19 protein-coding genes are annotated in these 25,652 nt (G+C 63.7%); 10 read left to right on the top strand and 9 right to left on the bottom strand.

Annotated features, from left to right (window positions below; genetic code table 11):
* Nucleotides 1–49 precede the first annotated feature (49 nt).
* The 8 genes from NLY42_RS05255 (at nt 50) to NLY42_RS05290 (ending at nt 10,712) form a co-directional block, all read left to right on the top strand.
* Entirely contained in the window at nt 50–3,520 is a 3,471-nt protein-coding gene (locus NLY42_RS05255; protein ID WP_023755782.1) for an indolepyruvate ferredoxin oxidoreductase family protein, read from the top strand.
* Between the two features lie 91 nt (nt 3,521–3,611).
* On the top strand, nt 3,612–5,927 hold the full coding sequence (locus NLY42_RS05260) for a putative bifunctional diguanylate cyclase/phosphodiesterase (RefSeq protein ID WP_023739659.1): 2,316 nt from the start codon (nt 3,612–3,614) through the stop codon (nt 5,925–5,927).
* Nucleotides 5,928–6,094: 167 nt separating this feature from the next.
* Nucleotides 6,095–6,865 (top strand): N-acyl amino acid synthase FeeM domain-containing protein, encoded by a 771-nt coding sequence (locus NLY42_RS05265; protein WP_023683521.1) that lies wholly within the window; start codon nt 6,095–6,097, stop codon nt 6,863–6,865.
* Nucleotides 6,866–6,964: 99 nt separating this feature from the next.
* Nucleotides 6,965–7,114, top strand: coding sequence for a DUF3096 domain-containing protein (locus NLY42_RS05270; protein WP_023671341.1), 150 nt, complete (start codon nt 6,965–6,967; stop codon nt 7,112–7,114).
* Nucleotides 7,115–7,279: 165 nt separating this feature from the next.
* Nucleotides 7,280–7,504, top strand: a complete 225-nt coding sequence (locus tag NLY42_RS05275) for an aa3-type cytochrome c oxidase subunit IV (protein WP_023671340.1) — start codon at nt 7,280–7,282, stop codon at nt 7,502–7,504.
* Between the two features lie 101 nt (nt 7,505–7,605).
* On the top strand, nt 7,606–8,883 hold the full coding sequence (locus NLY42_RS05280; protein ID WP_023739660.1) for a Re/Si-specific NAD(P)(+) transhydrogenase subunit alpha: 1,278 nt from the start codon (nt 7,606–7,608) through the stop codon (nt 8,881–8,883).
* On the top strand, nt 8,883–9,308 hold the full coding sequence (locus NLY42_RS05285; RefSeq protein WP_032885960.1) for a proton-translocating transhydrogenase family protein: 426 nt from the start codon (nt 8,883–8,885) through the stop codon (nt 9,306–9,308). Before NLY42_RS05280 ends, NLY42_RS05285 begins: the two co-directional genes overlap by 1 nt.
* A 6-nt stretch (nt 9,309–9,314) precedes the next feature.
* Nucleotides 9,315–10,712 carry an NAD(P)(+) transhydrogenase (Re/Si-specific) subunit beta gene (locus NLY42_RS05290; protein WP_023671337.1) on the top strand — a complete coding sequence of 466 codons (1,398 nt, stop codon included), beginning with the start codon at nt 9,315–9,317 and terminating at the stop codon, nt 10,710–10,712.
* Between the two features lie 93 nt (nt 10,713–10,805).
* On the opposite strand, the gene NLY42_RS05295 is transcribed toward NLY42_RS05290, so the two are convergent.
* Nucleotides 10,806–11,723 (bottom strand): membrane protein, encoded by a 918-nt coding sequence (locus NLY42_RS05295; protein ID WP_023689227.1) that lies wholly within the window; start codon nt 11,721–11,723, stop codon nt 10,806–10,808.
* Between the two features lie 331 nt (nt 11,724–12,054).
* Here NLY42_RS05295 and NLY42_RS05300 point away from each other — a divergent pair, with 331 nt between their 5' ends.
* Nucleotides 12,055–13,500, top strand: a complete 1,446-nt coding sequence (locus tag NLY42_RS05300; RefSeq protein ID WP_031244820.1) for a hypothetical protein — start codon at nt 12,055–12,057, stop codon at nt 13,498–13,500.
* A gap of 37 nt (nt 13,501–13,537) precedes the next feature.
* Here the strand turns inward: NLY42_RS05300 and gyrB are convergent, their stop codons facing one another.
* The 3 genes from gyrB to NLY42_RS05315 all read right to left on the bottom strand — a co-directional run bounded on the left by gyrB (nt 13,538) and on the right by NLY42_RS05315 (nt 19,431).
* Entirely contained in the window at nt 13,538–16,009 is a 2,472-nt protein-coding gene (gene gyrB / locus NLY42_RS05305) for a DNA topoisomerase (ATP-hydrolyzing) subunit B (RefSeq protein ID WP_023732636.1), read from the bottom strand.
* A 145-nt stretch (nt 16,010–16,154) separates the two neighbouring features.
* The gene (locus NLY42_RS05310; protein WP_023683525.1) at nt 16,155–18,785 is read right to left on the bottom strand and encodes a caspase family protein; all 2,631 of its coding nucleotides are present in this window, start codon (nt 18,783–18,785) and stop codon (nt 16,155–16,157) included.
* Nucleotides 18,786–18,861: 76 nt separating this feature from the next.
* On the bottom strand, nt 18,862–19,431 hold the full coding sequence (locus NLY42_RS05315) for an NADPH-dependent FMN reductase (protein ID WP_023683526.1): 570 nt from the start codon (nt 19,429–19,431) through the stop codon (nt 18,862–18,864).
* A 216-nt stretch (nt 19,432–19,647) separates the two neighbouring features.
* Between NLY42_RS05315 and NLY42_RS05320 the strand changes: the two genes are divergently transcribed.
* Nucleotides 19,648–21,018, top strand: coding sequence for a cytochrome P450 (locus NLY42_RS05320; protein WP_023729734.1), 1,371 nt, complete (start codon nt 19,648–19,650; stop codon nt 21,016–21,018).
* Between the two features lie 15 nt (nt 21,019–21,033).
* Here the strand turns inward: NLY42_RS05320 and NLY42_RS05325 are convergent, their stop codons facing one another.
* The 5 genes from NLY42_RS05325 to NLY42_RS05345 form a co-directional block, all read right to left on the bottom strand.
* A complete protein-coding gene (locus NLY42_RS05325; protein WP_023693143.1) occupies nt 21,034–22,014 on the bottom strand; it encodes a complex I NDUFA9 subunit family protein in 981 nt (326 codons plus the stop codon).
* Nucleotides 22,015–22,117: 103 nt separating this feature from the next.
* Nucleotides 22,118–22,570, bottom strand: a complete 453-nt coding sequence (locus NLY42_RS05330; protein ID WP_023755780.1) for a DoxX family protein — start codon at nt 22,568–22,570, stop codon at nt 22,118–22,120.
* A 326-nt stretch (nt 22,571–22,896) separates the two neighbouring features.
* On the bottom strand, nt 22,897–23,898 hold the full coding sequence (locus tag NLY42_RS05335; protein ID WP_023745829.1) for an Ldh family oxidoreductase: 1,002 nt from the start codon (nt 23,896–23,898) through the stop codon (nt 22,897–22,899).
* A 112-nt stretch (nt 23,899–24,010) separates the two neighbouring features.
* Nucleotides 24,011–24,820, bottom strand: coding sequence for an ABC transporter permease (locus NLY42_RS05340; protein ID WP_023729737.1), 810 nt, complete (start codon nt 24,818–24,820; stop codon nt 24,011–24,013).
* Nucleotides 24,820–25,533, bottom strand: coding sequence for an ABC transporter permease (locus NLY42_RS05345; RefSeq protein WP_196813869.1), 714 nt, complete (start codon nt 25,531–25,533; stop codon nt 24,820–24,822). Before NLY42_RS05345 ends, NLY42_RS05340 begins: the two co-directional genes overlap by 1 nt.
* Nucleotides 25,534–25,652 lie beyond the last annotated feature (119 nt).

Raw genomic sequence — 25,652 nt, forward strand, 5'->3', positions numbered from 1 at the left:
TACGTTGGCTGCGCGCCCCCCGGTGCTGCCTCCGCCGAGGAAATGCCTGATGACGCTGCACGACGTCGCGCTCGACGACAAGTTCGATCTCGGTAAGGAGCGCATCTTCCTGTCCGGCGCACAGGCGGTCATCCGCATGCTTTTGATGCAGCGCGAGCGCGACCGCCGGGCCGGCCTCAACACGGCCGGCTTCGTGTCCGGTTATCGCGGCTCGCCGCTCGGCGGCCTCGATATGCAGCTGTGGCGGGCGAAAAAGCAGCTGGCGCAGGCCGACATCGTTTTCCAGCCCGGCCTCAACGAGGAGCTTGCCGCCACCGCCTGCTGGGGCTCTCAGCAGACGGAATTGCTGGGCGAAGGCAAGCATGACGGGGTATTTTCGGTCTGGTACGGCAAGGGTCCGGGCGTCGACCGCTCCGGCGACGTTTTCCGCCACGCCAACCTCGCGGGATCGTCGAAGTATGGCGGCGTGCTTGCGCTGATGGGCGACGACCATATGGCCGAATCATCGACCAATGCGCACGCCACCGAATTCCTGTTCGTCGACACCATGGTGCCGATCCTCAACCCGGCCGGCGTTCAGGAGATCATCGACTACGGCCTCTACGGCTTTGCCATGTCGCGCTTCGCCGGCACCTGGGCGGCTATCAAATGCGTCAAGGACAACATCGAATCCACGGCCTCCGTCGATGCCGCGCTCGAGCGCCTGAACATCGTCGTGCCGGAGTTCGATATGCCGCCCGGCGGCCTCAACATCCGCGATGAGATCGACATGCTCGGCCAGGAGGAGCGGCTGCATGAATACAAGCGCGCCGCTGCATCCGCCTTCATCCATGCCAACGGCCTGAACCGCATCGTCTATTCGGGCGGCCGCGCGCCGAAGCTCGGTATCATCACGCTCGGCAAGAGCTATCTCGATGTCCGCCAGGCGCTGGAAGACATCGGCATCGAGGAGGCCGCCGCCGGCCGCATCGGCATCCGCCTGTTCAAGGTCGGTTGCCCATGGCCGCTCGACCTGCAGCATATCGCCGAATTCGCCCGCGGCCTCGACACCATCGTCGTCGTCGAGGAGAAGCGCTCGCTGATCGAGGTGCAGCTGCGCGAAAACCTCTACGGCACCGCCACCCAGCCGATGATCGTCGGCAAGAAGGACGAGCGCGGCGACTGGCTGTTCCCGGCCAAGGGCGCGCTCGACCCCAACGAGATCGCCATTGCGCTGGGCGAGCGCATCCTGCGCACAATCGGCCCTTCGGAAGAGATCACTGCCAAGGTGGCAAAGCTGCGCCAGTTCCAGGCGATGCTTGCCGACACCAGCGATATCGGTTCGCGCACGCCGTTCTTCTGCTCCGGCTGCCCGCACAATTCCTCGACCAAGGTGCCGGACGGCTCGATCGCCGCCGCCGGTATCGGCTGCCATTTCATGGCGCTGTGGATGGACCGCAACACGGTCGGCTTCACCGCCATGGGCGGCGAGGGCGCACAATGGGTCGGCCAGGCGCCATTCTCCAAGCGCGGCCACATTTTCCAGAATCTCGGCGACGGGACCTACAATCACTCCGGCACGCTGGCGATCCGCTTCGCGCTGTCGACCGATGCCAACATCACCTACAAGATCCTCTACAACGACGCCGTCGCCATGACCGGCGGCCAGCCGCATGAGGGCGGCCTGACTGTCGACATGATCGCCAGGCAGGTGCGCGCCGAAGGCGTCGAGCGCATCGCCATCGTCACCGACGAGCCGGACAAATATGCAGGAAAGGCCGAATTCCCCTTCGGCGCCACCATCCACCACCGCGACGACCTCGACCTCGTTCAGCGCGAGCTGCGCGACGTCAAGGGCGTCTCGGTGCTGCTCTACGACCAGACCTGCGCCGCCGAAAAGCGCCGCCGCCGCAAGCGTGGCACCTTCCCGGATCCCGACAAGCGGGTCTTCATCAACGAACTGGTCTGCGAGGGCTGCGGCGATTGCGGCGTGCAATCGAACTGCGTCTCGATCCAGCCGGTCGAGACCGAGTTCGGCCGCAAGCGCAGAATAGACCAGTCGAGCTGCAACAAGGATTTCTCCTGCGTCAACGGCTTCTGCCCGTCCTTCGTCACCGTGCACGGCGCCAAGATCAGGAAGGCCGAAGGCATTGCCGGCCGCTCCGACCCGCTTGACGGCGTGCCGGTGCCAGCCGAATTCCCGCTCGGTAGCGAGGGTTGGGCGGCGATCATCGACGGCGTCGGCGGCACCGGCGTCGTCACCATAGGTGCTGTGCTCGGTATGGCCGCCCATCTCGAGGACAAGGGCTGCGGCATGATCGACATGGCCGGCCTCGCCCAGAAGGGCGGTTCGGTGTTCACCCATGTCCGCATCGCCCGCACGCCGGACGACATCCACGCGATCCGCGTTTCGGCCGGCAAGGCCGACCTGGTACTCGGCTGCGACCTTGTCGTGTCCGGCGCCAAGAAGGTGCTTGGCGCGGTGCGCGAAGGCCATACCATTTTCCTTGCCAACACTGCCGAGATCATGCCTGGCGAATTCGCCCGCTCGGCCGATTTCTCGCTGCCCATCGAGCGCCTGAAGAAGGCGATCCGCGCTGCCGCTGGCGACGACAAGACGCATTTCTTCGACGCCACGCGCACCGCCACCCAATTGTTCGGCAATTCGCTCGGCGCCAACATGTTCATGCTCGGCTTCGCTTTCCAGCATGGCGGGCTGCCGCTGTCCGCGCAAGCCGTTGAAAGAGCAATCGAATTGAATGGCGAGGCGGTGGCGATGAACATCGCCGCCTTCCGCTGGGGCCGGCGCGCCGCGCATCAGCCGGAGTTTGTGCGCGGCCTCATCGCGCAACCGAGCAAGGCCACTGAGATCGCCGAGACGCTGGACGATATCATCGCCCGCCGCGTCGCTTTCCTCTCTGCCTATCAGAATGCCGCCTATTGCAGGCGCTATGTCGAGCGGCTGGCGGTCCTGCGTGCCGCCGAGGCAAAGGCCGTGCCCGGCTCGACCGCGGTGACCGAGGCAGCCGCCAAAAATCTGTTCAAGCTGATGGCGATCAAGGACGAATATGAGGTGGCGCGGCTCTACACCGACGGCTCCTTCGCTATGGAGCTGTCAAAACAGTTCCATAGCTACGAAAAGCTCGAATTTCATCTGGCGCCGCCGATCATGGGCAGGCGCGGCAATGACGGCAAGCCGAGGAAATCGAGCTTCGGCCCGTGGATGATGAAGGGTTTTCGCCTGCTGGCGGCGCTGAAAGGCCTGCGCGGCACGGCCTTCGACGTGTTCGGCTACAGCGCTGAGCGGCGCATCGAGCGGCAGCTTCTGGCCCGCTATGAGGCCGATCTGGAGCTTGTCGCCAAGGCACTTGCGCCAGGCAGGATCGAGGCCGCCATCGCCCTTGCCTCGGTGCCGGCGCTCATTCGCGGCTACGGCCATGTGAGGCAGGCCAGCGCCGAAAAGGCGGCGGATGAACGAAATCGCCTTCTTGAACGATTCAAGTTGCCGGTGCAGCCAAGCGCATTACAAGCCGCTGAGTAGCCAAAAGGGCCGGAAAAACAGGCCCTTCAGCGCGAGCTAAAGGTTTTTTAATGGGACTATGCCAAGGCTGTGGTTCAGTTGGGCGCCAGTAATGGGCAGAACAAAGACCGATAACATCCCTGTGGATGTTTATATCCAGTTTGTGCGCTCGTTGTTCGACAACGCGCATATGCTGGTCATTGGCGCGCTTTGCCACGCAACCGCCAGCCTTATGGTCTATTGGCGCAACGGCCAGCCTGTCTTCCTGGTTCTTGCCGGAGCACTGCTTGGCATCGGCGTTTGGCGGTATTTCAGCTTGCGGCGGTTCCATCGCCTGGGTGGTTCCATCCACGATGCCTTGGATGCGACACGATGGGAGCGCGAATATATCCTGAACGGCAGCATCCAGGGGCTGATGCTGGGCCTGTTCTGCTTCATTTCGATCTATGTCTACTCGGATGCATATGCCGAGATCGCAGCGCTCGCCATAACGCTTGGCTCTCTGGTCACGGTCGTAGGCCGAAACTACGGCTCGCCCCGCATGGTCACGATCTTCGCGGTAACCTTCGTCGGGCCGATCGCAGCAGCCCTTATCCTCAGGTTTGACATCCCCAGTGTCGTGCTTGGGCTGCTCATCATCCCGTTCATGTTCATCATCAAGGGCAGTGCCGACCATGTGCGCAACGTGCTGTTCTCGGCCGTGGTCGGGCATAAGCAGGCGAGGCAAATCGCGCAGCGCTTCAACCGCGCACTCAACACCATGTCGCATGGCCTGGTCATGCTCGGACCCGACGGCAAGGTCGTGGTCGGCAATGCCGAAGCAGCGCATCTGATGTCGCTGCGCTCGCCCGACCAGCTGCTCGGGCGGTCGATCCATTCGCTGCTCCTGCGCGGCGTTGCGGGCGGCATGCTGGCGCCGAAAGACTGCCGCTATGTCGAAGCGCAGCTGACGCGCGCGTTGCGCGAAGGCCGTGACCGCAAGGTGCTGGTCTCCTTCTCCAATGGCCAGCACTACGAGTTCTCGGCCCGCGAGGGCAATCAGGACCTCGGCGTCATCACCTTCGAGGACGTCACCGCCCGCGTCGAGTCCGAAGAAAAGATCCGCTTCATGGCGCGCTATGACAGCCTCACCGGCCTGCCGAACCGCGCCTATTTCCATGAGCTCGTCGGCGAGGCCATGGCGTCGGGCAGCCGCGACCGGCTGTGCGCCCTGGCGGTGCTCGATCTCGACGATTTCAAGAGCGTCAACGACACACTTGGCCATCCGGTCGGCGATGGGCTGATCTATGCCGTTGCCGAGCGACTGGCGGCCGTCGCCGGGCAAGGCGTCAATGTCAGCCGCTTCGGCGGCGACGAGTTCATGATCTTCTTCGACCGCGTCGAGGATGAAAGCCATCTGACCGGCCTGCTCGACCAGATCTTTGCCGATCTGCAGGGCGAAGTCGATGTCGCTGGTCACAGCCTGCGCATCCAGGCAAGCGCGGGCACCGTGCTGTCCAGGGTCGAGGACACCGATGTCGACGCCATGATCGTCAAGGCGGATCTGGCGCTCTACAAGGCCAAGGAACTCGGCAAGAACAACTGGCGACTGTTCGAGGCGGCGATGGATGCGGCGTTCCGCAACCGCCAGATGATGAAGGCCGACCTGCGCACGGCGGTCGAAGGCAAGGCGCTGCGGGTGGTCTATCAGCCTATCGTGGCGATGAACACCATGCGCATCGCCAGCTGCGAGGCGCTGTGCCGCTGGGATCATCCCGACCTCGGGCCGGTTTCGCCCAGCGTCTTCATTCCGCTGGCCGAAGAAATGGGCATCATTTCCGAGATCAGCACCTTCGTGCTCGCGGCTGCCTGCGCCGAATGCGCCAAATGGCCCGCACAGACCAGCGTCTCGGTCAACCTTTCGGCCAAGGATTTCCGCAGCCGCGACGTCGTCCAGAAGGTTCGCGACGCGCTTGCCACTTCGGGGCTCGCCGCCGGCCGCCTCGAGATCGAAGTCACCGAAACCGCGCTGCTCGACGACAAATCGCTGACGCGCCAGTATATCGAGGAACTGAAGCAGCTTGGCGTGCGCATCGCGCTCGACGATTTCGGCACCGGCTATTCAAGCCTGAGCTACCTCCACAAGCTGCCGCTCGACAAGATCAAGATCGACCGTTCGTTCCTGATGGACGTGACCCAGAACAAGCGTTCGCTCGACTTGTTGAAGGGCATCGTGGACCTGACCCGCGTGCTCGGGCTGACCGTCACCATCGAAGGTGTGGAAACGTTCGAACAGCTGAAGATCCTGGTGCATTCGGTGAAACCCGACCTCGTCCAGGGCTTCCTCTTCGGCGCAGCTCTCAGCGCGTCCGGCATCGAAACGATGTCCAGTGTGACCTGGCCCTTCGCCGCGGAATTGCGGCCCGTCGCCAAACTCGCGACCACATGAAGCCCAACCTTTAAATCGCGCTTGGAAGCCGTCAAAAAAGCTGTGAATTGCCAAAACGTTAACCTATTGTTAACGTTAATATTCGGTAAACACAGACGATTAGAGTTTCATCTTCTTGTTCATTCGGTCGTCCGGTATGGTTTAGTTGCGACGGCACGAGGGTAACAATGGAAACTCAGCTAGCAGGTATGCCTCTGGTGGCTTCTAGGGCCACCGCTCAGTCTCCTTCGGTGTTTTCTCGTCATATCATGGACGTCCTGGAGCACGTCGAGTATCGCCTTTGCGACGGTGCCGAGGATTTGGAAGCCATCTATCGACTTCGCTACAAATCCTACCTTCATGCTGGCATGGTGAAGCCCGATGCCTCGCGTATGGTAAAGGACGACTTCGACGATCTGCGCAATTCCTACCGATTTGGCGTGTTCTTCGATGGTGTTCTGGTCAGCACCATCAGAATCCACTACGCCTGCGCGAAATACCCTGTTTCCCCCAGCACGGCCGTGTTCGGCGACACGCTGGCGCGGCGGCTGGCAGTTGGCGAGACGTTCGTCGATCCAAGCCGTTTCGCTGCCGATATCGAGTGGTCGACCAGCCTGCGCGTGCTGCCCTACGTGACGCTCAGGCTTGCGGTCGTAGCTTGCAGCCACTTCAAACCGACATATTGCCTGACGGCGGTCAAGGAAGAGCATGCCGGCTTCTATCATCGCATCTTCCGTTCCGAGCAGGCGGTGCCCCCCCGCATCTATCCCGGTCTCACCGTTCCCGTGCATCTGTTCCAGTCGAAGTGCTCCGAAAACATGCAGGCGACGCTGGATCGCTTCCCGTTCTTCAACTCCACGGCGTTCGAGCAGCGCATGCTCTTCCAACGCCCCAAGAGCGGCGAACTCGCACCGCTAACCATCCTGCCCACCGCCAAGTTTTTCCGCGAAGCCGCCTGACACCACTGAAGCCTGCGCAATTTGGCACGCGAGCTCTGGAGCTTTCCCGCCGCTTCCGCGTTCTGGATGACGCCGACGCGGCCATAGAAAGGAACCGACATGCATATTCCCGAGCTCGCGCTTACCCCGCTGATCTCGCTGATTGCCGGCGTGCTGATCCTGGTGATGCCGCGGCTGCTCAACTACATCGTCGCGCTCTATCTGATCGTCATTGGGCTGCTCGGGCTGTTTCCGCATCTGGCCGGTTGAAGCGCAAACCCTTAACGTTCGACGCCAGGCCGGCGACAAGAGCCCATACCGCCGGCTTTCAACATTCTTTGAGGCTGTTGTCGCTGGTCGTGCGGCAATAGCGCCATTGCTCTTGGCCTGGCTTTTCGCTATGTGCCTCAAAGATGTCTTCGAAGGGGTATTCCTATGGCTGATCACACGCCGACCGGTCCTGTCGAACTGGGCGCGAAGATGGACTATGCCGAACATGACCGCACCTATCATGGCTTTCTGGCGCTGGCCAAATACGGCTCGCTGTTCTGCGGCGCCCTGCTCCTGGCCATGGCTTTCGGCTTCTTCGCAGGCGGCTTCTTCTCCGCGACCATCCTGTTCGTGCTGATCCTCGCCCTCGGCGCCTTCATTCTCCGATAGTCTCTTCAGACCCTTGCCAAGGGCGTAGCCGGACATCCGGCCGCACTCTTTCGCAAAGCCGCACTCTTGCGCAAACAGGTTCCAGCCGAAAGGATCATGCGGTGGGACAGACGGTTTTCATCCCTCGCGAGCTCGATGCCAGCGAGCCTCGTGTCGCGGCCTCGCCCGATACCGTGAAGCGGCTGGCGGCGCTGGGCTTCGACGTCACCGTCGAGACGGGCGCCGGCACCAGGTCGCGCATTCCCGATGAGGAGTTCGCCAAGGCGGGCGCCGCGATCGGCAAGGCTTCGGATGCGAGCCGGGCGGATGTGGTGCTGAAGGTGCGCCGGCCGACCAACGCCGAGCTGAAGGGCTACAAATCGGGTGCGGCGGTCATCGCCATCATGGATCCCTACGGCAATGATGCCGCGGTCGCGGCGCTTGCCGAGGCTGGGGTCACCGCCTTCTCGATGGAATTCATGCCGCGCATCACCCGCGCCCAGTCGATGGACGTGCTGTCGTCGCAGGCCAATCTCGCCGGCTACCAGGCCGTGATCGACGGCGCATCGGAGTATGACCGCGCGTTGCCGATGATGATGACGGCGGCCGGCACCGTGCCGGCAGCGAAGATCTTCATTATGGGCGTCGGCGTTGCCGGCCTGCAGGCGATCGCCACGGCGCGCCGTCTCGGCGCCGTCGTCACCGCCACCGACGTTCGTCCCGCCGCCAAGGAACAGGTGGCGTCGCTCGGCGCAAAGTTCCTCGCCGTCGAGGACGAGGAGTTCAAGGCGGCCGAGACCGCCGGCGGCTACGCCAAGGAAATGTCGAAGGAGTACCAGGCCAAGCAGGCAGCGCTCACCGCTGAGCACATCGCCAAGCAGGACATCGTCATCACCACGGCGCTGATCCCCGGCCGTCCGGCGCCGAAGCTGGTGTCGGCGGCGATGGTCGCCTCGATGAAGCCGGGCTCGGTGATCGTCGACCTCGCCGTCGAGCGCGGCGGCAATGTCGAAGGCGCAGTTGCAGGCCAGGTGGTGACCACGGCCAATGGCGTGAAAATCGTCGGCCACCTCAACGTGCCCGGCCGCGTCGCCGCATCGGCCTCGCTGCTCTACGCCAGGAACCTGTTCGCCTTCCTCGAGACGCTGGTCGACAAGACCAGCAAGACGCTCGCCATCAACCGCGAAGACGATCTGGTCAAGGCGACGATGCTGACCGACGCTGGCCGCGTGGTGCATCCGGCCTTCGCCAAGGCGGCGGAACAGCCCCATGTCGAACCGGCGGCCATTCCGGCGGAGACCATGGTGGCTGATGCCACGCCGAAGAAGGCTGCACCGAAAAAGGCGTCCGACAAAGCCACTGCCGGCAAGTCCGCCGCCAAGCCGAAGGGGATCGCGTGATGGATCAGACCTTGCAGAAAGCCCTCGATCAGCTCGACCAGGCAAGTGCCGCCGTCCGGCTGGCTGTGCAGAACCTGGCCAACGCGCCCGGTGGCGCCGATGCGGCGGGCGATGCCGCGCACGCACTGTCCGGCGGCGCCATCGATCCCTTCGTCTTCCGCTTCGCCATCTTCGTACTTGCGATATTCGTCGGATACTACGTCGTCTGGTCGGTGACGCCGGCGCTGCACACGCCGCTGATGGCGGTCACCAACGCCATCTCCTCGGTCATCGTCGTCGGCGCGCTGCTGGCCGTCGGCATCTCGGCCTCCGGCATTGCCACCGGCTTCGGCTTCGTCGCGCTGATGCTGGTCTCGGTCAACATCTTTGGCGGCTTCCTGGTCACCCAGCGCATGCTGGCCATGTACAAGAAGAAGGACCGGTAGAGCGCCATGAACGCCAACTTCGCGTCCTTCCTCTACCTGGTCTCTGGCGTCCTGTTCATCATGGCGCTTCGCGGCCTATCTCATCCGACCACCAGCCGCCAAGGCAATCTCTACGGCATGATCGGCATGGGCATTGCCATCGCCACCACGCTGGCGCTGGCGACTCCGTCCGCCGGGCGCTTCGGCCTGATCGTGCTTGGTCTAGCCATCGGCGGCGGCGTCGGCGCCGTTACAGCGCGCCGCATCGCCATGACGTCGATGCCGCAGCTGGTCGCCGCCTTCCACTCGCTGGTCGGCCTTGCCGCCGTCATGGTCGCGGCAGCCGCCATCTACGCGCCGGAAAGTTTCGGCATCGGCACGAATGGCGACATCCACGCCCAGGCGCTGATCGAGATGAGCCTTGGCGTTGCCATCGGCGCCATCACTTTCACCGGCTCCGTCATCGCCTTCCTCAAGCTCGATGGCCGCATGTCGGGCAAGCCGATCATGATCGGCGGCCGTCACATCATCAACGCGGTCCTCGGCATCGCGCTGATCGTGCTGATCGTGCTTCTGGTCACCACCGAGGCCAAGCTGGTGTTCTGGCTGATCGTCGCGGCGTCGCTGGCGCTCGGCGTCCTCTTGATCATCCCGATCGGCGGCGCCGACATGCCGGTCGTCGTCTCGATGCTGAATTCCTATTCCGGCTGGGCGGCGGCCGCACTCGGCTTCACGCTTGGCAATCTGGCGCTGATCATCACCGGCGCTCTGGTCGGCTCGTCCGGCGCCATCCTGTCCTACATCATGTGCAAGGGCATGAACCGGTCGTTCATCTCGGTCATCCTCGGCGGCTTCGGCGGCGAGACCGCGGCGGTTGCCGATGACGGCATCGAACGCACGGTCAAGCAGGGCTCGGCCGACGACGCTGCCTATCTGATGATGAACGCACAGAAGGTCATCATCGTGCCGGGCTACGGCATGGCGGTCGCCCAGGCCCAGCACGCGCTGCGCGAAATGGCCGACAAGCTCAAGGCCAATGGCGTGGATGTCAAATACGCCATCCACCCCGTGGCCGGCCGCATGCCCGGCCACATGAACGTGCTGCTCGCCGAAGCCAATGTTCCCTATGACGAAGTGTTCGAACTGGAAGACATCAACTCCGAGTTCGCGCAGGCCGATGTCGCCTATGTCATCGGCGCCAATGACGTCACCAATCCGTCCGCGCGCGACGACAAGTCGTCGCCGATCTACGGTATGCCGATCCTCGACGTCGACAAGGCCCGCACCTGCCTGTTCGTCAAGCGCTCGCTCGGCTCGGGCTATGCCGGCATCGACAACACGCTGTTCTACAAGGACGGCACCATGATGCTGCTCGGCGACGCCAAGAAGATGACCGAGGAAATCGTCAAGGCCATGGATCACTGATCCCGCCGCAACTTTCCACTGGAAGGTTGTCGGTCCATCATCGGAAACAAAAAAAGCCCGGTTCGGACCGGGCTTTTTATGTTGAAGACCGGTTCAGCGGCTGGTCAGGAAAACCGCTTCCTCGTCGTCGCGCTGCCTGCCGCCCAGTGCTGCCGCAGCGCTGGCGATGAAGGCGCCGATAACCAGCGACAGGGCGCCAAGCAGGGCGAAAGTGGCGCTGCCTTTCCGGGCGGCGTCGGCGGCCTGCTTGGCCTTGACCTTGGCGTCCTCGACCCTGGCCACCAGGGCGTCGACACGCGCCTTGGCGTCAGCCTCGGAAAGCCCGGTGCGGGCGGCGACCAGCTGCGACAGATAGGTCTTGTCGTCAGCCGAAATTTCGCCTGCCGCCGCACTGGCGATGAGGATGCGCGAAGCCTGCCCGGCCGCAGCCGCATCGCTGTCCGGATTGGCCGCCGCGAGCCTGGCGGCATCAGCCGGACGGAACAGCGTATCCACAAGATAGGACGTTGCATTGTCGGCCGGTGCGCTGCCGGCATTGGCGGACGCGCCGGCCGAAGCACCCATGGCGGCGCCTGAGGCAACGGTAGAAGCCGCCTGCACGCCTGAACCAAGCACTGCCGACAGCGCCGACCCGAGAATGCCGACGACCAGCAATGTCGCCAGCGCCCAGGCGAGGAGGCCGTGCGCGGTGTCACGGAAATAGACCTCGTCGGTGTGGATGCCGACCCATTTGGTGCGCAGGCGTCCGGCAAGATAGCCACCGACCCCGGAGGACAGCCATTGCACGATGATGAGCCAGATCGCGCCGGACACCGCGAAGGTGGTCAGCGAGGCACTGGCGCCGGACCATGGCGAGACCATGGTCAGCCCCAGTCCTGAGCCGAGCAGCATGAGGATGAAGGTCAGCGTCGAGGCCGCGAAGGCGCCGGCGATGATCGGCCCCCAGCTGACGGCCGTGGCGGAGGATTCTGTTGAAGCAGATACGTCGACAGCCGATACGGTGGACTGCATCGACGCCTCCTACCGTACGAACAGCATGATGAGAATGATGATCGGGATCGGAATACCGAGCAACCAGAGCAAAATACCGCGTCCCATAAAGAGCCTCCCTGCGAGAAATTGATCGATGTCGTCACAATGTTCCTGAGCGATTTCCGTTCCGAGGAGCAATGAAATGATTTGCTTAGCGGGAACGGAACTATTTTCCGCGCGGCCCGAGGCACGACTGCGAAACTGTGGATTGGTTCACGGAGGTCCACATGGGCTGCCGTGTATTGTTGGCTCGGTGAGCCGGGGGTAGCATGAGCGATCCCGCCGTCGGATGTCGTCAACGGAGACGCTGATGCCCAAGACTGTCGCATCGCTGGCTTACAAAAAGGCGCAGCCCAGCCAGGCGGTGGTGATCGTGCATGGCATGGGCGAGCAGCGGCCGATGGGTACGCTGAGGGGATTCGTCCAGGCGGTCTGGAGCAGCGATCCCACCCGTGCTCCACCCTACGCCCAGATTCCCGATCCGGCCGTTTCCGGCGCCACGATCAACCAGAGCTGGATCACGCCCGACAGCCGGACCAAGTCACACGAGCTGCGCCGCATCACCACGCCCTACGACGTCGATGGCCGCCGTACCGATTTCTACGAGCTTTATTGGGCCGACATCACGCAAGGCACGACGCGCGGCCGGCTGGCCGCCTGGGTGACGAACCTGTTGTGGCGCAAGCCCGCCGACATTCCGCTCGACGCCCGCAAGCTTTACGTCGCCACACTTCTGATCGTTATCGTCATTCTGGGCGCAGCACTCGTGCTGGCAACATCGGTCTGGCAACAGGCCGTTACCTTGACGACCGGCCTGATGATCACCACCCTCGCTTCTTTTGTCATCTGGGCGGTGGATCAGTTCGCCCTGCCCTATTTCGGTGACGTCGCCGCTTATGTGCGCGCCGAGGCGGCGACGATCGAGAAGCGTGCGCTGATCCGCGACAGAGGCCTGACGTTGCTCAAGACGCTGATGAAGGACGATGCTTACGACCGCATCGTGCTAGTCTCGCACAGCCTTGGGTCGATCATCGCCTATGATTTGCTGCAGATCCTGTGGGCCGAGTTCCGGCCGCGAAGGCTGGAAGCGGTCCGCGACAAGGCCAAACTGGCGGCGGTCGAGGCCGTCGACAAGGCAACGCTCGGCTCTGATGGGTCAGCGTGGCCAAAGAACCTTGAAGACCTCGCCGGATTCCGGCGCGGTCAATGGGCGCTCTACCAGCAGCTTCGGACCAAGGACGCCGACCACCCGCTGCCCTGGAAGATCAGCGATTTCGTCACGCTTGGCAGTCCGCTCTCCCACAGCGAATTCCTGGTGACCTACAATCTCGCCGAATTCAGGCGTGGCCTTGCCGAGCGCCTGTTCTCGGCTTGCCCGCCGATTGCCGATGACGGGCGCCCCGGCGGCACCGTGCTTTACCGGGAAGGACACAGCCAAGGCAAGGCGCAGCGCGCGGTGCATCATGGCGCGGTGTTTGCGGCAACGCGCTGGACGAACGTCTACGACCGCGGCAATGGCTGGGCGACAGGCGATCCGATTTCCGGTCCGATGACGGAAAACTTCGGCCCCGGTGTGGAGAACATCCAGGTCGAGCTTCGCAGCTCACTTGGCCGTATCTTCACCCACACGCTTTATTGGTCATCGACGGCAAACGGCGTCGAAATCGCCCTGCCGTCGGGCTCCGCGCCACGCTCGCATCTGCAAGTGCTGCGCGACGCGGTGGACCTCGGGCGGAAGCTGGAGCCAAAGGCCTGACCCCGGAGTGAGGCTCCGGCGGCAAGGCCCCCAGCCATCAAATGTCCAGATTGGCCACCGACAGCGCGTTGTCCTGGATGAATTCGCGCCGCGGCTCGACCTCGTCGCCCATCAGCCGCGAGAACAAGCTGTCAGCATCGGTGGCGTCATTCACCTTGACCTGCAGCAGCGAGCGCACATTCGGGTCGAGCGTGGTTTCCCAGAGCTGTTCGGCATTCATCTCGCCGAGGCCCTTGTAGCGCTGCATGGTCAGGCCCTTGCGACCGGTCGCAAACACCGCGTTGAGCAGCGCCAGCGGCCCCGAAATGACTTCGGAGACATCCTTGCGGCGCAGCACCGGCGGCTCGCCATAGACTTCCATGAGGCGCGGGGCATAGCGGTCGAGCTGGCGTGCGTCGGCCGAATTTATCAGCCCGGCATCGAGCTGCGCGAATTCCTTGACGCTGCGCACCGTGCGTTCGAACACGTAGCCGCCGACGCCCTCATTGGAGGTCGACAGCCGGCCGGTCCAGCCGCGCTCGGTGTCTTCGGCAATGATGTCGAGGCGCTGGGCGACGCGCTCGGCCATGGCGTTGGCGCGGCCGAGATCGTTCAACACGTCGGCATTGAGCGCGCCGGCGATCGCCGCCTGTTCGACCACACCCCTGTTGTAGCGCGTATGCAGCCCGTTGATGAGCTGGCGTACTGCCAGTGCATCATCGATCGAGCCGCGCAGATCCTGTCCGGCCCGCGCCTCGCCGGAGGCAAGCGTCAGCGAAGCCTCTTCCAGCCCCGAGCCGATCAGGAATTCCTCGAAGGCGCTCTCGTCCTTGATGTATTGCGAGCTCTTGCCGCGCGTCACTTTGTAGAGCGGCGGCTGGGCGATGTAGAGATGGCCACGCTCGATCAGCTCCGGCATCTGGCGGAAGAAGAAGGTGAGCAGCAAGGTCCTGATATGGGCGCCGTCGACGTCGGCGTCGGTCATCAGGATGATCTTGTGGTAGCGCAATTTGTCGGCGTTGAACTCGTCCTTGCCGATCGAGGTGCCGAGCGCGGTGATCAGCGTGCCGATCATCTCGGAGCCGAGCATGCGGTCGAAGCGGGCGCGCTCGACATTGAGGATCTTGCCGCGCAACGGCAGGATTGCCTGGTTCTGGCGCGAACGGCCGCCCTTGGCAGAGCCGCCGGCCGAGTCACCCTCGACGATGAAGATTTCGGATTTCGCCGGGTCGCGTTCCTGGCAGTCGGCAAGCTTGCCAGGCAAAGAGGTGACGCCGAGCGAGCTTTTGCGGGTGATGTCTCGGGCCTTGCGCGCGGCTTCGCGCGCCGCGGCCGCCTGGATCACCTTGTCGATGACCACCTTGCCCTCGGTCGGGTGTTCTTCCAGCCAGGTGCCAAGCGCCTCGTTGACCAGGCCTTCGACCACCGGGCGGACTTCCGACGAGACCAGCTTGTCCTTGGTCTGGGAGGAGAATTTCGGGTCGGGAACCTTGACCGACAGCACCGCCGTCAGGCCTTCGCGGCAGTCGTCGCCGATCAGCGCCACCTTTTCCTTCTTGGTCAGGCCCGACGATTCGCCATAGCCGGTGATCTGGCGCGTCAGCGCGCCACGGAAGCCGGCCAGATGGGTGCCGCCATCGCGCTGCGGGATGTTGTTGGTGAAGGCCAGCACGTTCTCGTGGTAGCTGTCGTTCCACCACATCGCCACTTCGACGGTGATGCCGTCGCGCTCGGCCTTGATGGCGATCGGCTTGTCGATCAGCGGTTTCTTGACCCGGTCGAGATATTTGACGAACTCTTCCAGGCCGCCATCATAGTGCAACTCGTGGCGCACGAGATCGGCATGGCGGGCATCGGTCAAAATGATGCGCACGCCGGAATTCAGGAAGGCGAGCTCGCGCAGCCGGTGCTCCAGCGTGCCGAAGTCGAACTCGACCATGGTGAAGGTTTCGGACGACGGAAAGAAGGTGATCTCGGAACCGCTGCGGCCCTCATAGGTGCCGGGCTGCTTGTTCTGCTCATAGCTGCCGGTCGCCTTGAGCGGCGCATCGGCATTGCCATGCGTGAAGCTCATCTCGAAAATCTGGCCGTTGCGGCGGATTTTCAGCTTCAGCCAGGCCGACAACGCGTTGACCACCGAGACGCCGACGCCGTGCAGGCCGCCAGACACCTTGTAGGAATTCTGGTCGAATTTGCCGCCGGCATGCAGCTGCGTCATGATCACTTCGGCCGCCGAAATGCCTTCGCCAGTGTGAATATCGGTCGGAATCCCGCGGCCATTGTCGATAACGGTGACCGAACCGTCGGGATTGAGCGTCACCGTGACCAGATCGGCATGGCCGGCCAGCGCCTCGTCGATGGCGTTGTCGACCACCTCATAGACCATGTGATGCAGGCCCGAGCCGTCGTCGGTGTCGCCGATATACATGCCCGGCCGCTTGCGGACAGCGTCCAACCCCTTCAAAACCTTGATGGAATCGGCGCCGTATTCGGCCTCAGCGCCGTTGGCGTTGTCGCTTTGATCGCTCATGAAAACCTGTCTGATTGATGCCGCATGCTCAGCGCGAAAAAATGGCTTCGAATCACGCCGCTTTGATGTCCTAGATATAGGCGCAAAAGGCGGTTTTTCCAAGGTTTGCGGGCATTTCAGGGCTGAATCCCGAGCTGGCAGCCGGCTATTTTTTCGCGGCTTTCAATTTGGCCAGAAGACGGCGCAGATATTTGATCGTGGGTTTGTCCCTCGGCGCCAGTTTGCCTGTGCGGTCAAGCTCCAGCGTCAGGTCTAGCGCCTGCGACAACACAGCCTTCGGATTCTTCGCCACATAGGCATAGTTGATATAGGCCTGTACCAGATCGAATTGCCAGATCGCATTGTCCGGATCGGACAGGGCCAACCGCTGGCGGATGGCCAGGCTGGCTTCGAAGGCCTTCTTCGAGCCCTCATAGTGGCGCTGCTTGGTCTCCAGCAGGCCTATTTCCTCGAACGTGATCGACAGGTCGCGCTGCCAGTCGGAATTGCCCGGGTCGAGATTTGCCAACCGGTCGGCAATGACGAGACTGTCCTGGTAGTTCTGCAAAGCACCGGCGATATCGCCCTGGGCATCAAACACGCCGGCAATTTTTTCCAGACAGACCGACAGGTCGCGCTGCCAATCGGTGTTGCCTGGGTCGCTGGCGGCAAGGTCTCGCGCCGTGGCCAGCGCCTGCTGGTAGGCCTCCAACGCGAATGGCCAGTCCTTCTGGTCGCCGTAAGCATTGCCGATCTTGGCGTAACCGACCGACAGGTCGCGCTTCAAATCGGTGTCGTTTGAGTCGCGGCGCACCAGCGCTTCGGCGATTATTTGGCTCTTGTTGTAGGCGTCGAGCGCGCCCGCAGCGTCGCCACGCTCGCGCAGGACGTCGCCGATCCTGGTGTAGCTGACGGAGACGGCGCGCTGATGCCTGGGGTCGTCGGGGTTGTTCTGCGCCAGCGCCAGCCGAATTCTCAGGCTCTCTTCGAATGCAGTCTGGGCGCCATCCAGCTGGCCGGCGGTACGGGCAAGACCGCCGATTTCGTCGTAGGTAATGGTCAGGTCGCGCAGCAGATAGACGCTGTTCGGCTCGGCATCGGCCAATTGCTGCTTGATAGACAGGCTTTGCTGGTAGGCCTGGGCTGCCGCACCCAGGTCGCCTTGCGTGGCCAGCACATTGCCGATCTTGTCATTGGCCATGGCGAGATCGCCGAGCCAGTCCTTCTTGTCCGGCACGTCTGTGGTCAGGCCCTGCAACATGTCCCTGGCCGCCTCATAGTTTTGCAGGGAGGCCGGCAGATCGCCTTGCGCCATCTTGATGTTGGCGAACTTGATATGGCCGATGGCGAGGTCGCGCTTGACGCTCGGATCGGTTTCCTGGCGCGCTCGCTGCTCAAGATTGGCGACCAGCGCCGCAAAGGCGCGGCCGGCGGCGTCGGTGTTGCCGACCGTTGTGTAGAGGATGCCGAGCTCTTCCAGCGTGCGGCTTTGGCGGTCGGCCTGTTCCAGGCTGAGCGAGGTCTGCCCGGCTTCGCCATAGAGCGCCAGCACCGTTTCATAGTCCTTGATGGCGGTTGCATAGTCCAGGGTGGCACGCGCCGCGCCGCCCGAGAGAAATCGCGTCGCGGCTTCGGACAGGGTGCGGCTGACGAAATTGGCCTTCAACGCCTGGCGCGAGACATTGTCGACGTCGGCGGCCTTGGCGAGGATCACGCGTGCACCATCGAAAGCGCCGAGCGCCAACTGTTCCTCGGCCTGGCGGCGCAGTTCGGTCACCTGCGGGTCGTCGGCGGCCAGCGTCTTCATCTCGCCGCGCACCTTGACGAAGGCGTCGGCCGCCTCGCGCAGCTTGGCGTCCAGGCTTTCGCCGGAGAGATGGCTGGTGTCGGAACTGATCAGCGCGCCATAGAGCGGCGCCAGCGGCATGTCGGCATCGCTGGCGACCCGTTCGACCGCGCCGCGCATTTCCGGCGTCACATCGGCCATGGCAAGCAACAGCCGCTCGCGCTCCGGCAGTTGTTCCTTGGCCGCCGAGGCGAAGAACAGCTTCGGCAGCCCGCTCTCGACGTAGGGCAGCTGTTTTCCGCGCGAAAGGTCGTAGACCTCCTGCTGCACCAGCGTCAGCACCGAGCGGATTTCGAGCCCGTCGGTGCCGAGGTATTTGATCAGCGCCGCTGTAAAGGGCGAATTCGCACCGGTACCGTCGGCAGCCGTCTCGCCGGGCGCCGCCGAAAAGGCGAACAGGATGTTTTCCGCCTTGCCGACGCGTCCGAGGCCCGGCTTGATCTTGTCCACCAGGTCCTTGATCAGCGATGTGGCGCCACGCCCGTCGCCGTTGCCGCCTGTGAACGGATCGCTGCGGCAGGCGTCGAGCACGATCAGCCCGACCTTCGCCGTGGCGGCAACCGCATCGCGCACTTCCTCCAACGGCAGGCTGGTCTTCTCCAGCTGGTCGAGCGAGGAGGCATCGGCATCGACCGGCAGAAGACGGTTGTCGCCGGAGATTTCGACGCCATGGCCGGAGAAATACACCAGCGCCACGTCGGCGCCCATGGCGTCCTCGCGAAAATCGTCGAGAGCCCGGCGCATGCGCCTGAGATCACGATTGGTCTCGACCACGACCTCGAAGCCGAGCTTCTTCAGCGCCACTTCCATCACCTCGCCGTCATTGACAGGATTGGCCAGCGGCCGCACCAGCCGGTAGTCGTCCTCGGCAATGACCAACGCCACGCGCCGCTCCGCCACCGCTGTGGCGGTGGTCGCAAGCATCAACAGCAAGGCAAACAACAGGCGCAAATCGAACCGCCCCCGGCTCAGTCACCTGCCGACCATTCCACCTCTTTATGGCATGAGCAAGCCGGGGCCGGCTGCGTTACGTAGCCCGCATCGGCTTCAGCGCCCCGCTCCAGCGCGAGAGCTCGTCCAGCATGGTCTTGGTCCCACCCTCTACCTGCTCACTAGCCTGGAAGGAGCCGTCGCTCTCCAGCAGTTTCTGATACATCGGCAGCGCGACGCCTTCCGAGATGGGCATGACGCCCACCGCGGTCAGCAGCGGCTTCAGCGCCTGCGCGGCGCGCAGGCCTCCGGAAATGCCGCCATAGCTGAAGATGGCGGCTGGCTTGTATTTCCATTCGCGCGCAAGGTAGTCGATGGCGTTGACGATCGCAGGCGCCACGAAATAATTGTACTCCGGCGCCACGAACACGAAGGCGTCGGCGGCATCAATGACCTTCGACCAGGCTTTGGTGTGGTCGTTCTGGTAATTGCCGAGCCTGGGGTGATGCGGCTCGTCCAGAACCGGCAGATGGAACGTGGCAATGTCGGTCAGCACCGGTTCGAATTTGCCGTGCTCGCGGGCAAAATCCTCCAGCCAGTGGGCGAAGACCGGCCCGGCGCGGCCCGGCCGCGTGCTGCCGATTATGATGTTCAGCTTGTGCTTCAAGCGGACTCTCCTGGGCGATTGGCAGTAGCTGTTGGTAACTGTCACCTATGGCAGAGTGTCCAACCGGACAAGCCGCAACCGTTCACCGGCGGTCACGATCCGATGAACACACCGTCTGTCGGGCACACCGGGCGCTGCAGCGTTTCAGTTTGCCGTTCGGTCACATGGACGCCCGGATTGCCAGCCACTACATCTGAGCTATCAGCGGAGCACCTCATGGACACGCAGCCCGTCCCCTTCGTGCCGCCGGCGCCCAGGCCGCGCACGACGCCGCCTTCGACGCTGGAGATGATGCGGATCGTCTACCGCAATCCGCTCGAACTGTGGGGCGAGCACACCTACAACGAGCCCTGGATTTCGGCGAATGGCGTCGGCGGGCATCTGATCGTCGCCAACGATCCCGGCCTTATCCGCCACGTGCTGATCGACAACGCCAAGAACTACAAGATGGCGACGGTGCGCCAGATGATCCTGCGACCGATCTTGCGCGACGGGCTGTTGACCGCCGAAGGCGAGGTGTGGAAGCGCTCGCGCAAGGCGATGGCGCCGGTGTTCACGCCGCGGCATATCTTCGGCTTCGCCGAGCCGATGCTGCGCCGCACTATGCAGTTCGTCGCCCGCTACGAGGAGGGCGGCATGACCGATGTCGCCCACGACATGACGCTGCTCACCTACGATATCCTGGCCGAAACGCTGTTTTCGGGCGAGATTGCGGGCGAGCCCGGCAGTTTCGCGCAGGAAATCGACCGCCTGTTCGAAACCATGGGCCGTGTCGATCCGCTCGACCTGTTGCGCGCGCCCGAATGGCTGCCGCGGCTGACCCGCATCCGCGGCCGCAAGACCATGGCGTATTTCCGCAAGATCGTCACCGATACAGTCAAGATGCGCGAGGAGCGGCTGAAGCGCGACCCCGACACCGCGCCGCAGGATTTCCTGACGCTTCTGCTGCGCGCCGAAGGCCCCGACGGGCTGACGCGGGCGGAAGTCGAGGACAACATCATCACCTTCATCGGCGCCGGCCACGAGACCACCGCGCGGGCGCTGGGCTGGACGATCTACTGCCTCGCCGAAGCGCCGTGGGAGCGCGAAAAGGTCGAGCGCGAGATCGATGCCGTGCTGGCGCGCGAACCCGACCCGACGAAATGGCTCGACGCAATGCCGTTCACCCGCGCCGCCTTCGAGGAGGCGCTGCGGCTTTATCCGCCGGCGCCGTCGATCAACCGCGAGCCGATCGAGACGGAGACCTGGAACGATCTGGTGCTCCCCAAGCGCGCGGCCGTACTGGTGATGCCTTGGGTCGTCCACCGCCACAGAAAACTGTGGGACATGCCCGACGCCTTCATGCCCGAACGCTTCCATCCGGGAAACCGCGAGAAGATCGACCGCTTCCAGTATCTGCCGTTCGGCGCCGGTCCGCGCATCTGCATCGGCGCCAGCTTCGCCATGCAAGAGGCGATCATTGCGCTGGCCATCATGCTGTCGCGCTTCCGCTTCGATGTGACCGCCGAGACCAAGCCGTGGCCGGTGCAGAAACTGACGACACAGCCGCAAGGCGGCCTGCCGATGCAGGTGACGCGGCGCGTTTAACGGCGCAACGCCTTGTTACGCGATGCCGGCGGGCTTGCGCTGGAACTGGCCTGCGGCGCGGAAGCGCCAGAGATAGCTGGGCAGGATTGTGCCGATAGACTGCGGCTGGATGTCGAGGCCGGCAAGGTTCCGGTTGGCCTTGTTGGCCTCCTCCGACACGATGTTGGGCTGGCGCAGCAGTAGCACCTGGTCCTTGGTCAGCAACGGGTTGGGCAGCAGGCCGAGGATCGAGGCCTGCAGATTGGCCATCCACCACGGCACCGGGACCAGGAGCCGCTTGCGCTCGATGACGGTGAGCAGCTCTTCCATGCACTGCTTGAAGGTGAGCACTTGCGGCCCGCCGAGTTCATAGATCTGGCCGCCCTTGATCTTGCCCTCGACCGAACGCGCCACCGCTTCGGCGACATCGCCGACATAGACCGGCTGGAACTTGGTCTGGCCGCCGCCGATCAGCGGCAGCACCGGCGAATAGCGCGCCATGTCGGCGAAGCGGTTGAAGAAACTGTCCTCGGGTCCGAAATTGATCGACGGACGGAAGATGACGGCGTCCGGGATCGTCTCCAGGACGGCCTTTTCGCCGAGCGCCTTGGTGCGGGCATAGTCGGATTCGGCGTTGAGGTCGGCGCCCAGCGCCGAGATGTGGGTGAGCCCTGCGCCGACCGAGCGTGCGGCTTCGGCGACGGCGCGGGCGCCGAATTCGTGCACGGTGTTGAATTTCTGCCGGCCGCTTTCATGCGGGATGGCGACCAGATTGATGACATGGTCGGCGCCCTGCACGGCGCGGTCGACAGACCAGCGCACGCGCACATTGGCCTGCACCGGCTGGATCTGGCCGACATTGCCGAGCGGCTGCAAATGTCCCGCCAGATCGGGCCGGCGCACCGCCACCCTGATGCGGTAGCCGCGCTTGGCCAGCGCCCGCACGATGTGGCGGCCGACGAAGCCGGAGCCGCCGAAGACGACCACGAGCTTGGGGATCTGCAGGATTTCGGTCATGGCTGGCTCCGGCGCTCGAAAGCTTGGCTGAAGCCGTTTCATAGTCCGTTTTGGGCCAAAGGCAAAGGGTGACGCGTCGTCGCTGCCACCCTCTTATGGACCTTCAGAACGCCTTGCCGAGGCGCGCGTCGACCGACTGGCGGTTGCCGCCGCGGATAACGAAGAACAGCAGGATGGCCGCCCATAGAAGCGACTTTTCAGCGCCGGAAAAGCCCTGGCCGACAGTGATCCAGTGGAACCAGACGGTGACCAGCAGCACGATCATACCGGCAAAGGCGGCGGGCCGAGTCAACAGGCCGATGGCGATCAGAATGCCGCCGAAGAATTCGGTGCAGGACAAAAGCAGCGACCAGAACGCGCCGGGATAGAAGCCGAGGCCTTCGACCATCTCGGCGGTGCCGAAAGGGTTGGTGATCTTCTGCGAGCCGTGAATGGTGAGAAACCCGCCGGCGACGACGCGCAGAAGGGTTTCGGCGCCATCATACAGGGACGAATACAGGCGGCCAAACACCGGAACGATAAGTTTGCCCCGGGAAGCGTCGGTGGTTGCGGACATCGTAGCTCCTGTTGTTGTGACGATCCCTTGCAAACGCCCGATGGTTCCGGCAAGTCAAGTTAACAAAAGTTAACTTCCGCCATCATGTTTTAGCACACAGAGCACGAACGCAGAAAACCCCGCCGAAGCGGGGTTTTCCGGGTGACGCAACTGTCGGGACAGAGCGCAACGCGGCGGATAACCTGAGACGGCATACGCCCGCCCGGGCCCTAAACGCATCCACAGAAGACACCGACCGGGCAAACCCGACCCGGCAGCTATTGGTCGTTGCGATCGGTAGAAAGGTTCAGCCAGGTCGCGTAAAAATTCGTTGTCGCAGGACTGCTTCAGCCCGAATAGCGCTCGGCGAATTCGGAAATGCGCTGCACTACGGCTTTGGAGGCATTGATGCCGCGCGCCTGCGCCTTCTCGGCCGCTTCGGCCCGCGCCCGGCCCGGCACGTGCACGCCAAAGCGCCGGCGCAGCCGGTCGAGCTGGTCCTTCATGCGCTGCTCGAAATCCGGGTCGAGCAGCTTGGGCTCGACAGCGAGCACGAACAGGCCGGTTCCGGGGCTGTCCGGTCCGCCGGAGAACCACGGCGCGTCGAGCGACCAGTTGGCGCCCGACAGGCCGGCAGCCAGGACTTCGACCATCAGCGCGATGTTGGCGCCACGCTGGCCGCCGAAGGCCAGCATGGCGCCCTTCATGGCCGCGGCCGGATCGGTGGTCGGATTGCCGCTGGCGTCCAGCGCCCAGCCTTCGGGGATCTTCTTGCCGTCCTCGGCCGCCTTGCGGATGTTGACGAAGGCGGTGGCGCTCGACGACTGGTCGATGACCAGCGGCGCGCCATCGGCGGCGGGTGCCGCAAACGACATCGGGTTGGTGCAATAGACCGGCTTGACCGAGCCCGAGCCTGCCAGCACCGCCGGCCCGTTGGTGGCGGCGAAGGAGACCAATCCCAGCTGCGCCAGACGCCCAGTGAAATAGCCTAGTGCGCCGCAGGTATAAGCGTTCTTCTGCGAGAAGATGGCGACGCCGAACAGCTTTGCCGCCTTGGCGAGGTCGTCGATGGTGCGGTCGAAGCCGGTATGGGCGAGGCCGCCACGCGCATCGGATTGATAGACGGCGAGCGCCGGCCTGGTGATCACGGGATCGGCATTGCCGTCGATGCGGCCGGCTTCCAGCGCTTCGAGGTAATCGATGAAATGGGTCAGCCCGACGGTCGAAAGCCCTTCCGCCTCGGCGGCAATGATCGAGGCGGTGAGCGACTTCGCCGCCTCCTCATTGGCGCCGGCGCCGAGCGCCGCCATCCGGCACAGCCCTGTTGCCTGGTCGAGAGAGAGTTGCATGGTGCGGACCCGATTGGTGGTGAGTGATTAGGGAGTAGTCAGTAGGGAGTAGCGAAAGCAAGCGGTTTCCCGGTCATATGCTGACTACTCACTACTGCCTACTCACTATTCCCTAGCCCACCTTGTTCGGTATGCGCGCCTCGATCTTGCTGAATGCAAACACCAGTATGCCGGTGATGATCATGTAGATCAGCGCCAAAAGCAGCAAGGGTTCGTAGGTGAGGTAGGTGTCCTGCCGGACCTTGGACGAGACTGCGAAGATGTCGATGACGCTGATCGTCGCCACCAGCGGCGTCGACTTCAGCTGCAGCACGGTTTCGCCGGTCAGCGTCGGCAGCGCCCGGTAGATGGCCTGCGGCAGCCAGATGCGGCGGAAAATCTTCCAGCGGCTCATGCCGAAAGCGCGGGCCGCCTCTAACTGCCCCTTCGGCACGCCGGCAAAGGCGCCGCGCATCACTTCGCCCTCATAGCCGGCGAAGGACAAGGTCAGCGCCAGCACTCCATAAGGCCAGGCTTGCCTCAGATACGGCCACATCCAGGATTCGCGGATCCAGGGAAATTGCGGAAACAGCGAGCCCAGCCCGTAATAGAGCAGCCATAGCTGGATCAGCAGCGGCGTGCCCCTGATGACGGTGCAGAATGTCCTGGCGGGCGCGGAAAACCAGAAAGAGCCGGCGGCCTGCGCGAGCCCGAGCGGCACGGCGAGCAGGAAGCCGAGAAAGCAGGTGACGGCCAGGATCCACAGCGACCGCCAGATGCCGAGAAGCCCCATTTCATAATATTGCGGCAGCCAGTCCCAGCGCATGAAGAAGGCGGCGCTCAGCACCAGCCCGATCGCGATCAGGATCAGCACGATGCGATGCGGCTGCAGCCACAGCGACGTCCGCGCGGCAACATTGATGATGATCGCTTCTCCGGCCATCAGCGCGCATCCTTGAGCGACGGCATACCGCGCCGCGACCAGGCCTCGAGACGGCCGATGAGGAGGTTGGAGACCAGCGACAAGATGAGATAGAGCACGCCCGCGGCGAAAAAGAAGGTGAAATAGGCTTTGGTGACGCCCGCCGCCTGCCGCGTCGCCAGCGCCAGCTCGTAAAAGCCGACGACCGCCAGAAGGGCCGTATCCTTGGTGGCGATCAGCCACAGATTGGCGAGCCCGGGTATGGCGAAGGGCAGCATCGCCGGCAAGGTGATGCGCCGCAGCATGAGCCCGGGTGACATGCCATAGGCGCGGGCGGCTTCGATCTGGCCCTGCGGTATGGCCAGGATGGCGCCACGAATCACTTCGGTCGAATAGGCGCCCTGGACAAAGCCGAGCACGGCGATGCCTGCCGCAAGGCCGCTGATGTCGACGCGCTGGTAGCCCATTGCCGTCAGCGCCTGGTTGATCAGGTCTGTTCCGGCATAATAGAGCAGCAGGATCAGCACCAGTTCGGGCACGGCGCGCACGATGGTGGTGTAAACCGCCAGCAAGTCGCGTACGACCGGCCCGCCGTAAAGCTTGCCAAAGGCGCCCCCGGTGCCGATCAGGAGACCAAGGACCGTGGCGCCGAGCGCGATCTCGATCGAATGGAGCAGCCCAAGCAAGAGCGTGCCGCCCCAGCCCGGCGGATTGGGCGAAAGAAGCTCGATTATGCCGGCCGCCGAGGCCGAAAGAAGTGCGTCGATCAGCGTCGCCCCCGGATTGCTGGCTTCAACCACCGCCGACGGCAGCGCCGGCGGGGGCAGGGAGGCATGGCGCTAACGCCGTGCCC

Source organism: Mesorhizobium sp. C372A, from assembly GCF_030323245.1.
Taxonomy (GTDB): domain Bacteria; phylum Pseudomonadota; class Alphaproteobacteria; order Rhizobiales; family Rhizobiaceae; genus Mesorhizobium.

Excerpts from the sequence above, each read along its gene's own strand:
- NLY42_RS05335 (WP_023745829.1), bottom strand. The coding sequence starts at position 23,898 with ATGCAACTCTCTCTCGACCAGGCAACAGGGCTGTGCCGGATGGCGGCG.
- NLY42_RS05340 (WP_023729737.1), bottom strand. The coding sequence starts at position 24,820 with ATGGCCGGAGAAGCGATCATCATCAATGTTGCCGCGCGGACGTCGCTG.
- NLY42_RS05275 (WP_023671340.1), top strand. The coding sequence starts at position 7,280 with ATGGCTGATCACACGCCGACCGGTCCTGTCGAACTGGGCGCGAAGATG.
- NLY42_RS05290 (WP_023671337.1), top strand. The coding sequence starts at position 9,315 with ATGAACGCCAACTTCGCGTCCTTCCTCTACCTGGTCTCTGGCGTCCTG.
- NLY42_RS05300 (WP_031244820.1), top strand. The coding sequence starts at position 12,055 with ATGCCCAAGACTGTCGCATCGCTGGCTTACAAAAAGGCGCAGCCCAGC.
- NLY42_RS05330 (WP_023755780.1), bottom strand. The coding sequence starts at position 22,570 with ATGTCCGCAACCACCGACGCTTCCCGGGGCAAACTTATCGTTCCGGTG.
- NLY42_RS05325 (WP_023693143.1), bottom strand. The coding sequence starts at position 22,014 with ATGACCGAAATCCTGCAGATCCCCAAGCTCGTGGTCGTCTTCGGCGGC.
- NLY42_RS05270 (WP_023671341.1), top strand. The coding sequence starts at position 6,965 with ATGCATATTCCCGAGCTCGCGCTTACCCCGCTGATCTCGCTGATTGCC.
- gyrB (WP_023732636.1), bottom strand. The coding sequence starts at position 16,009 with ATGAGCGATCAAAGCGACAACGCCAACGGCGCTGAGGCCGAATACGGC.
- NLY42_RS05260 (WP_023739659.1), top strand. The coding sequence starts at position 3,612 with ATGGGCAGAACAAAGACCGATAACATCCCTGTGGATGTTTATATCCAG.
- NLY42_RS05265 (WP_023683521.1), top strand. The coding sequence starts at position 6,095 with ATGGAAACTCAGCTAGCAGGTATGCCTCTGGTGGCTTCTAGGGCCACC.
- NLY42_RS05320 (WP_023729734.1), top strand. The coding sequence starts at position 19,648 with ATGGACACGCAGCCCGTCCCCTTCGTGCCGCCGGCGCCCAGGCCGCGC.
- NLY42_RS05285 (WP_032885960.1), top strand. The coding sequence starts at position 8,883 with ATGGATCAGACCTTGCAGAAAGCCCTCGATCAGCTCGACCAGGCAAGT.
- NLY42_RS05255 (WP_023755782.1), top strand. The coding sequence starts at position 50 with ATGACGCTGCACGACGTCGCGCTCGACGACAAGTTCGATCTCGGTAAG.
- NLY42_RS05295 (WP_023689227.1), bottom strand. The coding sequence starts at position 11,723 with ATGCAGTCCACCGTATCGGCTGTCGACGTATCTGCTTCAACAGAATCC.